The organism is Agarivorans sp. DSG3-1, from assembly GCF_046774965.1.
Lineage (GTDB): Bacteria > Pseudomonadota > Gammaproteobacteria > Enterobacterales > Celerinatantimonadaceae > Agarivorans.
In genome coordinates, this window is record NZ_CP177241.1 from 3,674,622 (window position 1) to 3,687,610 (window position 12,989).

14 protein-coding genes and 6 tRNA genes are annotated in these 12,989 nt (G+C 43.7%); 3 read left to right on the forward strand and 17 right to left on the reverse strand.

Annotated elements, in window-relative coordinates; all coding sequences use genetic code 11:
* Nucleotides 1-221 precede the first annotated feature (221 nt).
* Together gap and ACLD71_RS17040 are read left to right on the forward strand one after the other, a co-directional pair.
* The gene (gap, locus tag ACLD71_RS17035; protein ID WP_303516520.1) at nucleotides 222-1,217 is read left to right on the forward strand and encodes a type I glyceraldehyde-3-phosphate dehydrogenase; all 996 of its coding nucleotides are present in this window, start codon (nucleotides 222-224) and stop codon (nucleotides 1,215-1,217) included.
* A 65-nt stretch (nucleotides 1,218-1,282) separates the two neighbouring features.
* The gene (locus tag ACLD71_RS17040; RefSeq protein WP_411991443.1) at nucleotides 1,283-2,131 is read left to right on the forward strand and encodes a D-hexose-6-phosphate mutarotase; all 849 of its coding nucleotides are present in this window, start codon (nucleotides 1,283-1,285) and stop codon (nucleotides 2,129-2,131) included.
* Between the two features lie 57 nt (nucleotides 2,132-2,188).
* Here the strand turns inward: ACLD71_RS17040 and ACLD71_RS17045 are convergent, their stop codons facing one another.
* From ACLD71_RS17045 to ruvA, 17 genes are all read right to left on the reverse strand, one after another.
* Nucleotides 2,189-3,238, reverse strand: coding sequence for a GMP reductase (locus ACLD71_RS17045; protein WP_411991444.1), 1,050 nt, complete (start codon nucleotides 3,236-3,238; stop codon nucleotides 2,189-2,191).
* 150 nt (nucleotides 3,239-3,388) lie between these two features.
* A complete protein-coding gene (gene nadA, locus ACLD71_RS17050; RefSeq protein ID WP_411991445.1) occupies nucleotides 3,389-4,447 on the reverse strand; it encodes a quinolinate synthase NadA in 1,059 nt (352 codons plus the stop codon).
* Nucleotides 4,448-4,556: 109 nt separating this feature from the next.
* Nucleotides 4,557-4,632, reverse strand: a tRNA-Lys gene (locus ACLD71_RS17055).
* A 24-nt stretch (nucleotides 4,633-4,656) separates the two neighbouring features.
* Nucleotides 4,657-4,732 (reverse strand) — tRNA-Lys (locus ACLD71_RS17060).
* 30 nt (nucleotides 4,733-4,762) lie between these two features.
* Nucleotides 4,763-4,838: transfer RNA gene (locus tag ACLD71_RS17065), tRNA-Lys, on the reverse strand.
* A gap of 17 nt (nucleotides 4,839-4,855) precedes the next feature.
* Nucleotides 4,856-4,931 (reverse strand) — tRNA-Lys (locus tag ACLD71_RS17070).
* Nucleotides 4,932-4,951: 20 nt separating this feature from the next.
* A tRNA-Lys gene (locus ACLD71_RS17075) sits at nucleotides 4,952-5,027 on the reverse strand.
* 28 nt (nucleotides 5,028-5,055) lie between these two features.
* A tRNA-Lys gene (locus ACLD71_RS17080) sits at nucleotides 5,056-5,131 on the reverse strand.
* 197 nt (nucleotides 5,132-5,328) lie between these two features.
* A complete protein-coding gene (gene ybgF / locus ACLD71_RS17085) occupies nucleotides 5,329-6,096 on the reverse strand; it encodes a tol-pal system protein YbgF (RefSeq protein WP_411991446.1) in 768 nt (255 codons plus the stop codon).
* Nucleotides 6,097-6,121: 25 nt separating this feature from the next.
* Nucleotides 6,122-6,685: a peptidoglycan-associated lipoprotein Pal gene (gene pal / locus ACLD71_RS17090; protein WP_411991447.1), complete on the reverse strand. Its 564-nt coding sequence runs from the start codon at nucleotides 6,683-6,685 to the stop codon at nucleotides 6,122-6,124.
* Nucleotides 6,686-6,715: 30 nt separating this feature from the next.
* Entirely contained in the window at nucleotides 6,716-8,062 is a 1,347-nt protein-coding gene (gene tolB, locus ACLD71_RS17095) for a Tol-Pal system beta propeller repeat protein TolB (protein WP_411994874.1), read from the reverse strand.
* Nucleotides 8,063-8,070: 8 nt separating this feature from the next.
* Nucleotides 8,071-9,048, reverse strand: coding sequence for a cell envelope integrity protein TolA (gene tolA / locus ACLD71_RS17100; protein WP_411991448.1), 978 nt, complete (start codon nucleotides 9,046-9,048; stop codon nucleotides 8,071-8,073).
* A 13-nt stretch (nucleotides 9,049-9,061) separates the two neighbouring features.
* Complete coding sequence (gene tolR, locus ACLD71_RS17105; protein WP_137674524.1) at nucleotides 9,062-9,499, reverse strand: protein TolR; 438 nt, start codon at nucleotides 9,497-9,499, stop codon at nucleotides 9,062-9,064.
* Nucleotides 9,500-9,511: 12 nt separating this feature from the next.
* On the reverse strand, nucleotides 9,512-10,195 hold the full coding sequence (gene tolQ / locus ACLD71_RS17110) for a protein TolQ (RefSeq protein WP_411991449.1): 684 nt from the start codon (nucleotides 10,193-10,195) through the stop codon (nucleotides 9,512-9,514).
* Nucleotides 10,185-10,583, reverse strand: coding sequence for a tol-pal system-associated acyl-CoA thioesterase (gene ybgC / locus ACLD71_RS17115; protein WP_137674522.1), 399 nt, complete (start codon nucleotides 10,581-10,583; stop codon nucleotides 10,185-10,187). The genes tolQ and ybgC overlap by 11 nt, the downstream gene beginning before the upstream one ends.
* A 173-nt stretch (nucleotides 10,584-10,756) precedes the next feature.
* Nucleotides 10,757-11,764, reverse strand: coding sequence for a Holliday junction branch migration DNA helicase RuvB (ruvB, locus tag ACLD71_RS17120; protein ID WP_303515411.1), 1,008 nt, complete (start codon nucleotides 11,762-11,764; stop codon nucleotides 10,757-10,759).
* A 15-nt stretch (nucleotides 11,765-11,779) separates the two neighbouring features.
* Nucleotides 11,780-12,400 carry a Holliday junction branch migration protein RuvA gene (gene ruvA / locus ACLD71_RS17125; protein ID WP_137674520.1) on the reverse strand — a complete coding sequence of 207 codons (621 nt, stop codon included), beginning with the start codon at nucleotides 12,398-12,400 and terminating at the stop codon, nucleotides 11,780-11,782.
* A 224-nt stretch (nucleotides 12,401-12,624) separates the two neighbouring features.
* Between ruvA and ACLD71_RS17130 the strand changes: the two genes are divergently transcribed.
* Nucleotides 12,625-12,969, forward strand: coding sequence for a hypothetical protein (locus ACLD71_RS17130; RefSeq protein ID WP_411991450.1), 345 nt, complete (start codon nucleotides 12,625-12,627; stop codon nucleotides 12,967-12,969).
* The last annotated feature ends 20 nt before the right edge of the window (nucleotides 12,970-12,989 follow it).

Below are 12,989 nucleotides of genomic sequence, written 5' to 3' on the forward strand. Positions count from 1 at the left end.
AAATTTCGCTAAATTAATTTTATCTGAGATTGAGTGATATTGATTGTTTTTTTTTACTTCTGAGCTAATACTTCTTCCTGCAAATGTTAGCTTGCTCATTTTTAAGGCATTAATTGATGTCGCGCAAATTAATCGCCGATTCGACTTGAAGAAATTTGAAAATGTTGTAAGTTTACAACCAAATTATACATCTGTTAACACTAGGAACATTAGGTATCACTATGACAATTAAAGTTGGTATTAACGGTTTTGGCCGTATTGGACGTTTCGTATTCCGTGCTTCTGTTGAGCGCAACGACATCGAAGTTGTAGGCATTAACGACTTAATCGACGTTGAATACATGGCTTACATGCTTAAGTATGACTCAACTCACGGTCGCTTCAACGGTAGCGTAGAAGTAGTTGACGGTAACTTAGTAGTAAACGGCAACGTTGTTCGCGTTACTGCTGAGCGCAACCCAGAAGATCTAAAATGGGATGCTATCAGTGTAGATGTAGTTGCTGAAGCAACTGGTATCTTCCTAACTGACGAGACTGCTCGTAAGCACATCACTGCTGGCGCAAAAAAAGTAGTTCTTACTGGTCCTTCTAAAGACGCTACTCCTATGTTCGTAATGGGTGTAAACCAAGCTTCTTACGCTGGTCAAGACATCGTTTCTAACGCTTCTTGTACTACTAACTGTTTAGCGCCTATCGCTAAAGTACTAAACGACAAGTGGGGCATCGAATCTGGTCTTATGACTACTGTTCACGCTACTACTGCTACTCAAAAAACTGTTGACGGTCCTTCTGCTAAAGACTGGCGCGGTGGTCGTGGTGCTTCTCAAAACATCATCCCTTCTTCAACTGGTGCTGCTAAAGCTGTAGGTGTTGTACTTCCTGAGCTAAACGGCAAACTAACAGGTATGGCTTTCCGCGTACCTACTGCTAACGTTTCTGTAGTTGACCTAACAGTTAACCTTAAAGAAGCTGCTAGCTACGAAGAAATTTGTGCTGCTATGAAAGCTGCTTCTGCAGGCGAAATGGCTGGCGTACTTGGTTACACTGAAGACCAAGTTGTTTCTCAAGACTTCATTGGCGAAACTCAAACATCTGTATTTGATGCAAAAGCTGGTGTTGCTCTAACTGACAAATTCGTTAAAGTTGTATCTTGGTACGACAACGAAATCGGTTACTCAAACAAAGTTCTAGACCTAATCGCTCACATCTCTAAATAAGAAATGTAGCTTTAAGCTAGAATATTAAAGCGACCTTAGGGTCGCTTTTTTTATAGGTAAAATTTATGATCCTAGAAAAGCTCCAACTCAAAGTCGTCAAGCAGCTAGATAATGCCGTGTTCGAAGTACATAACAACGAAGGAATGGTGTTCTATTGGGTTGACCACCCTGCTGCAAAGGCTCTTATTGCCCAACAAGGTGCCCATTTAGTGAGTTACCGGCCTAACCCTGACGAAGAAAAGCTTTGGTTAAGTGATGATAGCTTATTTACCAAAGGGGCAGCGATACGAGGCGGTATACCTATTTGTTGGCCAAATTTCGGTAATCTAGGTAACGAAAACAACACTAAGCATGGTTACGCAAGAACCAGCTTGTGGACGCTAGACACCATTACCACAAGCCAAGAGCATTGCTACCTAAGCTTTTCGCTACCAAGCAGCTCTAACTCAGGAGTCGCGTTAAGCTGTAATTTTACTTTAGGGGCAGAAGCTAGAATCGAATTAGTCACCACTAATTACAGCGAAAAAAGCTTCGAATATACTGGCGCCTTACATAGTTATTTCATTACTGATGTAAAAAAACTACACATCGGATCACTTGGCGATCAATATATTGATTCAGTATCAAGCACAAAAGTAGATAATGTCGCTAGTTTTACCTTAAGTGACGAAACAGATCGCATCTATTTGCAGCCTCAATCGGTCAGTCAGCTAATTTGGGGGGCATCTAAAACAACCATAGAACATCGTGGTCACGACAGTGTAGTGGTATGGAATCCTGGCGATAAACTCGCAAACAAAATGCCAGATGTAAGCAGTGCGGAGTACTTTATTTGTGTAGAAACAGCGATAACCCAGCAACCACAAACAGTGAAACCACAGCATTCACATAAGCTGGTTCAAATTATACGCTAAAAAACAAAGCCCCAACGCTTGCGATTGGGGCTTTATGTCGTTATTGGCTGTAAAGACTTATACCTTAGTAATGCCAAACACTTGATTTTCTTGCTCTTGTACTCGGATAAACGTCGTCCGTTTAGTCAGCTCTTTAAGTTCAGACGCACCAACATAAGTACACGCCGAACGTACGCCGCCTAACACATCTTGAACAGTTAACTGAACGCTGCCTTTATAAGGAAGCAATACTGTTTTACCTTCAGATGCACGATACTCGGCTACACCGCCGGTATGCTTATCCATTGCAGTTTGTGAGCTCATACCGTAGAACTTCATGAACTTCTTGCCATCTTGCTCTACAACTTCGCCGCCATTCTCTTCGTGAGCTGCTAACATACCGCCTAACATCACAAAGTCTGCCCCACCGCCAAATGCTTTGGCTACGTCACCAGCTTGGGTACAGCCGCCATCACCAACAATTTGTCCACCTAAACCATGAGCAGCGTCAGCACACTCAATAATGGCCGACAACTGAGGGTAACCAACCCCTGTTTTAACGCGAGTAGTACAAACACTGCCAGGGCCAATACCCACTTTTACGATATCAGCACCGCTAAGTATCAATTCTTCTACCATCTCACCAGTAACTACGTTACCCGCTACAATCACTTTATCTTGGAAAGTGTCTCGCATCTTGCGAACAAAGCTTACAAAATACTCAGAGTAGCCATTTGCAACGTCTACACAGATGAACTTTAGGTTTTTATTTAGCGCTAAAATTTGCTTCGTTTTTTCAAAGTCAGCATCCGAGGTGCCACAACTGACCATTAAGTACTTTATCTTGTCTGCCGGCATAGCAGATAAGAACTTAGACCATTGCTCAATACTGTAGTGCTTATGAACCGCCGTCATCATTCGGTGCTCAGCTAAGGCTTTTGCTAAACCAAATGTTCCTACCGTATCCATATTGGCAGCAATAACAGGTACACCTTCCCATTGACTGCCAGTATGTTTGAAGGTAAAATTTCGATCTAGTACAACCTGCGAACGGCTCTTTAATGTTGAACGCTTTGGTTTGATTAAAACGTCTTTAAAACCCAGCTTTATATCTGTTTCAACTCTCATCTACTTCTCTGCTAGTTATTAGGCACAAAACCCGAAGAGTATAGCAAATCTTTATTGATGATAAAAACATTAATAATATCCCTCTTCGCTCTCTCAAGCAGGCACAAAAAAGCCAGCACTTAGGCTGGCTTGAGATATGATGATTAACGCTTAAGCGTTTCCCTTCACCTTTATCTGATTGTTTTTTGCAAAACCTAACATACGATCTAGCGGTACCAATGCCCGTTCGATAAGGGCTTCATCTACAAACACTTCTTTACCAGTACCGTCTAACAAAGCTTCCTCAATAGCCTTTAAGCCATTCATCGCCATCCACGGACAATGCGCACAAGAGCGACAAGTAGCACCGTTGCCACCGGTTGGCGCTTCAATCATTTCTTTATCTGGGCAAGCTTGCTGCATCTTGTAGAAGATGCCTTTGTCTGTGGCCACTATTAGCTTCTTATGTGGCAAAGACTGTGCAGAAGCGATCAACTGGCTAGTCGAGCCTACTGCATCAGCCATCGCTACAACGCTTTCTGGAGACTCAGGGTGCACCAATACTGCTGCGTCTGGGTATTGCTGTTTTAACTGTTGTAAGGCTTTTGCTTTGAACTCGTCATGCACGATACAGGCGCCCTGCCATAACAACATATCGGCGCCTGTTTGCTTAGCAACATACCCACCAAGGTGTTTATCTGGCGCCCATATAATCTTATGACCTTCAGCGTCTAAGTGCTCTACCACATCAACAGCAATGCTAGAGGTAACTACCCAGTCAGCACGTGCTTTTACCGCCGCAGACGTATTAGCGTAAACCACTACAGTATGGTCAGGGTGAGCATCACAAAACGCGGCAAACTCTTTTTCAGGACACCCTAAATCCAAAGAACAGGTTGCCTCTAAGGTCGGCATGATGACTTTCTTTTCTGGGGTAAGGATCTTTGCAGTCTCCCCCATAAAGCGCACGCCAGCAACCAGGAGAGTTTTTGCAGGATGGTTATTACCAAAGCGAGCCATTTCCAATGAGTCGGCGACACAGCCACCAGTTTCCTCGGCCAAAGCTTGAATCTCAGGGTCGGTATAATAATGCGCCACCAATACCGCATCTTCTTCTACGAGCAGTTGCTTAATACGCGCTTTATGCGCTGCACGTTGCTCATCATCAAGCGGAGCTGGTTTAGGAGGAAATGGGTAAATGGTTTCGTTAAAATATTCGAGCTGCTGCATAACTACATCTGAGATAAAATAATTCGAGTATTATACACAGTGAGCTAAGCGAATGGCAGTTATTGGACTAAAGAATTAGTGGCTATTTCAGTGAAAAACTAGAAGAGATTGGTGGGTTGTGAAGGATTTGAACCTTCGACCAATTGATTAAAAGTCAACTGCTCTACCAACTGAGCTAACAACCCGTAGATATGTAGCAACAACAGCAGTGGTGGGTTGTGAAGGATTTGAACCTTCGACCAATTGATTAAAAGTCAACTGCTCTACCAACTGAGCTAACAACCCGATACTGTTACGGCTTATTTTAAAACGAAGTGGTGGGTTGTGAAGGATTTGAACCTTCGACCAATTGATTAAAAGTCAACTGCTCTACCAACTGAGCTAACAACCCATAACGTTTCAAAATAGTGGTGGGTCGTGAAGGATTTGAACCTTCGACCAATTGATTAAAAGTCAACTGCTCTACCAACTGAGCTAACGACCCACTAAAAGTGGTAATAGAATTGGTGGGTTGTGAAGGATTTGAACCTTCGACCAATTGATTAAAAGTCAACTGCTCTACCAACTGAGCTAACAACCCATAAATCTATTACAGTGAAGTGTCAAAGTGGTGGGTTGTGAAGGATTTGAACCTTCGACCAATTGATTAAAAGTCAACTGCTCTACCAACTGAGCTAACAACCCGCTCTGAACTTCAGTTAAATCCGGCTCAAAATTGCCTCTGCAATTGCCCCGACTCAACGGCGGCCTATGATACGGATTTAAGACTGTTGTGCAATAGTATTTTGAATCTTTTTTTCTAAGCGTTCAGCAATTAAGCAACCAGCTTCATGTTTGTACAGAATTTTGAATTTGCTGAACTTTATTCGCTTAAAAGCGCGTTAAAACTGCGCTAAGCGATTCTGTGCCAATCCTGCTGCTGCAGTATTTGGATGCTCTTTTACGACGCGAGCAAACAAGCTTTTTGCCTCTTCATTGTTATTTTGAAATTGTGCAATGATACCCAATTTTAACAATGACTCAGCAACCTTATTAGATTGCGGATAATCGTTAACAACTTTATTAAACTGTTCTGAAGCCGCATCACGTTGTCCACGTGTATATTGTAGCTGGCCTAACCAATAATGCGCGTTAGGTGCATAATTGGATTTAGGGTAGTCAGCAATAAAGTCTTGAAAAGCCGGTATGGCAGCGTCGTAATCTTTATCTTGCATAACCAAAGCCACAGCGGCGTCGTAAGCTTGGTCTTCACCAGCAGCGGTTGGCGCAGCAGAATCGGTGGTTGATTTTGCGGTCACAGGCGAACTTTGTACTTGAGCGAATCTGCGATCCATTTCTTGATAGATTTCGCGTTGGCGCTCAATCATTTGTTCAATTTGATAATTACTCTGCTCTAGCTGACCCACTAAGGTAGACATGCTGTTAGACATATCTTCTACTTGATTTTGTAAGTCGAGTTGGACTTGATTACGCGCTTGCAACATACGCTCTAAGCGCTCAATGCGTTGCTCTAAACTTAAGCTAGACGCGGTTGACGTAACAGCTACAGCTTTTGACGAGCTACCGGCTTCCTCTACAGGGGCGGCAGCATAAATACTAGCGGAAAATAAAACGGCTACAGAAGTAGCCGTAATCATATTAAGTTTCATAAATTACTCTACACGATTAAGCGTATTAATAAACTAACACAGCACGACGATTCTTAGCCATAGCTGCTTCGGTATGAGAATTATCTACAGGCTTCTCTTCGCCGTAACTTACGATTGAGATCTGCGATGCTAACACACCCAAACTTTGCAAATATTTTGAAACGGCTTTACCACGACGTTCGCCCAACGCGATGTTGTACTCTGGCGTGCCTTTTTCATCAGTATGGCCTTCAATTAGCACTGATACCGATGGGTTATCACGTAAGTAGCTAGCGTGAGCCTCAAGAATTTCGGCGTATTCACCGCCGATGTCTGAACGGTCAAACTCAAAGTAAACCACTTGGCTTTGACGTAATTCAGCAGCCTTTTGGCGCTCTTCTTCTTCAGCACTCAACACTGGATCAACTGAACCAACTTCTACACCGCCAGCTATTTCATCATTAGTGGTATCTTCGATAATAACGGTTTCTCCACCGGCTTTATCTGTTTCGCTCACATCACTATCGCTAGTGTTGTTTGAGCTACACGCTGCTAAACCCGCAAAGGCTAAACCTAAAAATATTGTTTTTACTACTCTTTCGAATTGCATTATGGATTCCTTGTAATCACATAGTTTTTTCTAGTTTAAAAAAGGAGACCAAGCTGGAGCGCGTACACTGCCCTCTTTAGCTGGTAGAGTTGCTTTAAATCTTCCGTCCATGGACACCAATGCCAACACTTGGCGGCCGCCAGCCACTGTGCTGTACATAATCATGCTTCCGTTCGGTGCAATTGTTGGCGACTCATCTAATTGAGTGCGCGTTAATACTTGTACATAACCCGTATCAAAATCTTGGCGAGCAATGCGATATTGGCCGTTAACACGACTCACCATCACCAGTGCTGAACCGTCAGGTGTTACCGAGCCACCTAAGTTCATTTCACCTTCCCAGGTAACGCGGTTGATTTTGTTAGTGTCTAAGTTAACTTTATATATTTGTGGTTTACCGCCACGCTCCGAAGAAAACAGTAAATCGTTGCCACTTGGCAACCAGGTAGGCTCGGTATCGATTCGACGGTTTTTAGTGATACGTTTTAACTTTTTACTGGCAACTTCAATCACGTAAATATCTGGTTGGCCATCTTTTGATAATACCAAGGCGATTTTGGAACCGTCTGGTGACCATTCTGGCGCCCCATTAATACCGCTAAAAGAAGTGAGTTTGGTGCGTTGTGACGTATAGATATCTTGAACGTAAATCTCTGCAGTACGGTTCTCAAAGCTTACGTAGGCCAGTTGACGGCCGTCTGGTGACCAAGACGGTGACATAAGCGGTTCTTGAGAGCGCAATAAGGTTTTTTCATTGTGACCGTCATAATCAGCAATGCGTAATTGATATGGGTAGGTAGCTTCATTGTTCACCACTACGTAAGCGATACGAGTGAGAAATGCACCCCGCTCACCAGTCAATGACTGATAAACACCATCAGAGATCAAATGCGACATTTGGCGCAACTGAGCGCGCGCAACACTTTTGAAACGGTCGAGCAAAATATGATCTTGGCTGGTCACTAACTGGCCATCTTTTAGCTCTTGTTTATTACCCGCGGTTATTTGCCCTCGTAATACATCTACCAAGGTGTAACTCACTTTGAACTTACCCGCCTCTAGCGCTTCTACTTTCCCGGTCAGTACCGCTTCTACGCCTAATGCTGCCCACGCTTCATAATCAATTTGTTCTATTGATTGTGGGGTCTGCGGCATGTCACTAATCGCGACAGGGTTAAACTTACCCGAGCGCCGCAAATCATCCGCGACTACTTTCGCTAAATCTAGAGGGACGTCTCCATGTCCTTGCCATACAAACGGTACTACCCCAACAGGGCGAGCACTGTCTACACCTTCCGTGATTACAATTTCTAGGTTAGCTTGCGCAGCGTTCATAAATGCAAACAACAAGCTCACACTCACCAAGAGTTTTTTCATCATCACAGCTATTCCGGTATAATAGTTAAAGTAATTGTCTTCATTTCAGCAAACACATCAGGGTCCGTTGAGACTGGTAATTCTCGAGCTCGTAAAATAGCTCTTTCAGCTGAAGCACATAAAGCCTTGTCACCTTGTTCGATAAATTTTGTACTAATAACAAAGCCACTCGACGCTAAAGTAATTTCAATCCTACATGACTTACCGTACATACTAGGATCAGTTAATAGGTTTCGTTGAATAGTAGACATAATCATCGCTTTATATTTGTCCACTTCTCCTAGCACTTGACGCTGACGCCTTGCATTGACTTCGGCAGCTCCTTGCTCAAGCATTAGCTTTTCAAACTCTGCCTCTTGACGAGCCATTTCAGCTTGGCGTTTACGTTCAGCTTCAGCTTTAGCCGCCTTCTCAGAAGCAACTCTCGCCTCTTCTTCTTTACGTTTGCGAGTTTCTTCTGCTTTACGTGCCGCTTCTTCAGCTTTCTTTTGCTGTTCCACTTTACGCACTCGCTCGGCTTCTGCAGCCACGGCGGCAGCTTCTGCTACTTTGCGTTGTTCTTCTTTCTTAACTCGTTCAGCCTCGGCTTTAGCTGCCTTTTGCTGCTCTAGTTTTTGTTTTTCTTTGGCTCGGCGGGCTTGTTCGTCCGCTTTTTTCTTAGCGTTTTCCTGCTGGCGTTTTTCCAATTCCAGTTGCTTAATTCTCTTTTCCTCAGCTAAGCGCTTTTTACGCGCTTGCTCGGCGTCTTTCTCGGCCTTGGCAATACGTTGCTTTTCTTTATCTACCTTGGCTTGTTGCTGATTCTTTAAACGTTCAACTTGCTGAGTCACTTGATTAATGTCTACAGCCGTTGCGTTAATAATCGGTGCACTCGGTGTTGGCTCTAGCTTCACCCGCTCAAAATCTACCGACCATACCAAAGCGATAAACAACCCGGCATGCAGCACAATTGAAATAATAACCGATAGGCTAAATGGCGACTTCAATGCTATTCCTATTCTAATTATTGTCGGGTTGGGTCATTAAACCCACAGAAGGTACACCTGCACTTTGCAGCAATACCATTAAGTTAATAATTTGCTCATAGCGAACATTTTTGTCGCCACGCACTACCACGGGTAAATCAGGGTCTAACTGCAGATGCGCGATAACCAAAGCTTGAAGATCGTCTCCAGACACCGATTGCTTAGCAGAGTCACTATTATCGCCAGTGTCTAAAAAGTACTGACCACTTTCATCTACAGTAGCAACCAACGGTGGTTTACTGTCTTCGGGCATCGCTTCTGCGCTAGCCTGAGGCAAATCCACTTTTACCCCTTGGGTAATAAGCGGAGCAGTTACCATAAAAATGATCAGTAGCACCAACATCACATCGATATAGGGCACCACATTAATCTCGGCAACTAAGCGTCTTTTAGGACGTTGATAATGGTTCACTCTCGCCCCTTTCTAGTTAGCGCCAGTGTGCGTTTGACGATGTAAAATACTGGAAAACTCTTCCATGAAGTTGGCATAACCATTTTCTAGTTTAGCCACCCCGGTCGAAAAACGGTTGAAGGCAATGACCGCAGGAATAGCAGCAAATAGGCCCATAGCCGTTGCGATAAGCGCTTCGGCAATGCCTGGTGCAACCATATTCAAACTGGCTTGTTGAACTTCGCCTAAGGCAATAAAAGCGTTCATAATGCCCCACACGGTACCAAACAAGCCGATATAAGGGCTAATTGAACCAATTGTTGCTAGCATTGGCAGTTGGTTTTCTAAGGACTCTACTTCGCGAGACAAAGATACCCGCATACTTCGGTAAGTACCGTCCATAACCGCGTCAGCACTTCTGCCGCTGGTTTTATGTAATCGTACATACTCTCTAAAGCCTGAATGGAAGATTTGTTCCATTCCTTGTAAATGGTCAGCACGCGAGTTGCTTTCTTGATACAGTTTGTTGAGATCTACACCAGACCAAAACTTCTGTTCAAAGCTATCACTAGCCGATTTTGCAGTCTTAAGTACTCGATTACGGTTAATTATCATCGCCCACGAGTAAATAGACATACTCACCAACAATAACATTACAAACTTAACTAATAGGCTCGCCTGCCAAAACAAGCCGATAAATGACATATCAGAGTGCACCGAGTAAATCCTCTTTAAGTGTTTCAGGAATGGCCGTGGCCTTCATTGATGACAATGTGACACAAGCCACGGTAACCATTCCGTGGGCAATGACTTGTTGTGCAGCATTTGTGATTGTTTGTTCGAAAACCATGCTTGCTCGTTTCATCGTATCAATTCGCGTTGTTACGTTGAGCATTTGGTTAAATCGAGCAGGAAGCTTGTAGTCGATAGTAAGAGAACGAACAACAAAACAAAGATCTTGTTCCATCAAGGTATCTTGATCGTAGCCGAGTTCTCGTAGCCATTCTGTACGCGCTCGTTCAAAGTACTTGATATGGTTAGCATGATAAACAACGCCTCCCGCATCAGTATCTTCGTAATAAACCCGAACAGCTAAAACCGACATTACACCTACCCTAGTATTTCAATTAGAAAATACTATACACAGGCAAGTGCATAAGGTTAAGACTCAAACCACTTAATTTAGAGAATTGCGTGAGAAAACTGGGGTAACGGCTTAAAACTAAACACTTTAAGCCGATTTTTAAACCACACTGTCGTGACTAAACGACAGCATTTTTAACGCTTAGGTATATCAAAACCCAAGTGTAAATAGGCTTTATCGCTAGCAATGCGACCACGTGGGGTACGTTGTAAATAGCCTTGCTGAATAAGAAACGGTTCGAGTACATCTTCAATGGTTTCTTTATCTTCACCAATGGCTGCAGCAAGGTTGTCTAAGCCAACGGGACCACCTGCAAAAGTTTCCGTTATCGCTTTGAGTAGCTTAGTGTCCATGTAGTCGAAACCAGCACTGTCTACGCTCAGTAAATCTAGCGCCTTAGCAGCTACTTCTTGCGTTACTTTGCCATCAAATTTTACATCAGCAAAATCACGAACACGTCGCAGTAAACGGTTAGCGATACGCGGGGTTCCTCGTGAACGCCTAGCAACTTCCCACGCCCCTTCAGCATCAAGCTCTAAATTTAGATAATGCGCACTTCGTTTAACAATCTCAGCCAAGTCGTCGGTTTTATAAAACTCCAAGCGTTGCACAATACCAAAGCGGTCCCGCAAGGGTGACGTTAACATGCCAGCGCGCGTGGTGGCGCCAATCAACGTAAATGGGGGCAAATCGAGTTTAATCGAGCGGGCCGCTGGGCCTTCGCCAATCATAATGTCCAGCTGGTAATCTTCCATCGCTGGATACAGCACTTCTTCAACTACTGCGCTAAGCCGGTGAATTTCATCAATAAACAATACGTCGCCAGGCTCAAGGTTAGTGAGCAATGCTGCCAAGTCACCGGCTTTCTCTAGTACAGGGCCAGAGGTGGTTTTAATATTCACATCGAGCTCGTTAGCCACAATGTTGGCTAAGGTGGTTTTACCTAACCCCGGAGGACCAAAAATTAACAAATGATCGAGCGCGTCATCTCTGCGCCTAGCCGCTTCAATAAATATTTCTAATTGCTCAACTACCGCTTGCTGGCCGGTGTAATCGTCCAACTTTTTGGGTCTAATTGCGCGGTCTACAGTTTCTTCTTCAATCACCGGCGTGGCGGAAACTAAGCGATCTGCTTCAATCATTTACTCTACCTTTGTTCACAAAGCCGCTTTTAGTGCTTCGCGGATCAACTCTTCACTGATCATGCCGTTTGAATACACTTGCTTAACCAGTTTTTCTGCTTGAATGCCTTTATAACCCAGCGACTCAAGCGCTGCAACGGCTTCTTCTTTAGGATCAACTGTAGCCACCAAGGGTAAGTCACCATGGCTAGATAAACTATCGCTTAATGGTGTAGCGGGTAGTTCGGCGTTCCAGTTCTTCAAACGGTCTTTCATCTCTACTAACAAACGCTCTGCGGTTTTTTTACCAATGCCTGGCACTTTTACCAAACTTGATAAGTCTTCGTGTTTAACCGCGAATACAAATTGCTCGCAACTCAAGCCAGACAAAATGGCCAAGGCCACTTTAGGCCCAATACCGTTTACTTTTATCAGCTCGCGGAATAACGAACGCGAGGCTTTGTCGTGAAAGCCATAAAGTAATTGGGCATCTTCTCGCACAATAAAATGCGTTAATAAACGCACCGACTCACCCAGTTCGGGCAATTGGTAAAAGCAGTTCATAGGAAGTTGTATTTCGTAGCCTACTCCGGCTACATCTATCAATACAAAAGGTGGGACTTTTTCTTCTAAGATACCTTTAATGGTAGCGATCACTGCAAAGACTCCTAACTTTAGATAGCGTAAGCTTACCTTAAATACTGGATATATATCCAGCCCTCTATATTTGAAATTGGAAAATGTGTTGGCTAAGGGATGATTAACTCGCGCAGCGATAACTCTATGAGTCTGTTAGCGATATATCTAAAACAAAAAGTTGACATTACAATTGAACAAATAACCAACAAGGAGAGTGTACGTAAACTAAATCGAGGTAATACATGAATAAATTAATGCTTATCGTTTCCGCTAGCCTAATTGTTTTAACGGGCTGCTCTAACACTCCCACTACTTACCATGGCGTAACGTTATTGGAAGACGACCGAGATATCTCCCAATGCACCGCACTTGGCAGTGTTTATTACACTAGCCACCATGATTCAAAAGGACATGAAGCTCGCGATGAATATGTAAAATCGGTACGCCCGCAATATCCAACGGCAGACACAGTATCAATCACCAGCTATCGTCAGGGCTCTAAAAAAGCCTTTAGGCGAGATGTGGCCATTAGAGGAATTGCTTATCAGTGTTACGACTTAGCCTCAGCACACACCTCTACTGGCTAATTACCTAAATTGACCAAGCC

What these genes read in the sequence shown, in the direction of transcription:
- tolB (WP_411994874.1), bottom strand. Translation starts at nt 8,062, where the DNA reads ATGAAAAAACTCTTGGTGAGTGTGAGCTTGTTGTTTGCATTTATGAAC.
- pal (WP_411991447.1), bottom strand. Translation starts at nt 6,685, where the DNA reads ATGCAATTCGAAAGAGTAGTAAAAACAATATTTTTAGGTTTAGCCTTT.
- ybgC (WP_137674522.1), bottom strand. Translation starts at nt 10,583, where the DNA reads ATGTCGGTTTTAGCTGTTCGGGTTTATTACGAAGATACTGATGCGGGA.
- ACLD71_RS17130 (WP_411991450.1), top strand. Translation starts at nt 12,625, where the DNA reads ATGAATAAATTAATGCTTATCGTTTCCGCTAGCCTAATTGTTTTAACG.
- ACLD71_RS17045 (WP_411991444.1), bottom strand. Translation starts at nt 3,238, where the DNA reads ATGAGAGTTGAAACAGATATAAAGCTGGGTTTTAAAGACGTTTTAATC.
- gap (WP_303516520.1), top strand. Translation starts at nt 222, where the DNA reads ATGACAATTAAAGTTGGTATTAACGGTTTTGGCCGTATTGGACGTTTC.
- ACLD71_RS17040 (WP_411991443.1), top strand. Translation starts at nt 1,283, where the DNA reads ATGATCCTAGAAAAGCTCCAACTCAAAGTCGTCAAGCAGCTAGATAAT.
- nadA (WP_411991445.1), bottom strand. Translation starts at nt 4,447, where the DNA reads ATGCAGCAGCTCGAATATTTTAACGAAACCATTTACCCATTTCCTCCT.
- ybgF (WP_411991446.1), bottom strand. Translation starts at nt 6,096, where the DNA reads ATGAAACTTAATATGATTACGGCTACTTCTGTAGCCGTTTTATTTTCC.
- ruvB (WP_303515411.1), bottom strand. Translation starts at nt 11,764, where the DNA reads ATGATTGAAGCAGATCGCTTAGTTTCCGCCACGCCGGTGATTGAAGAA.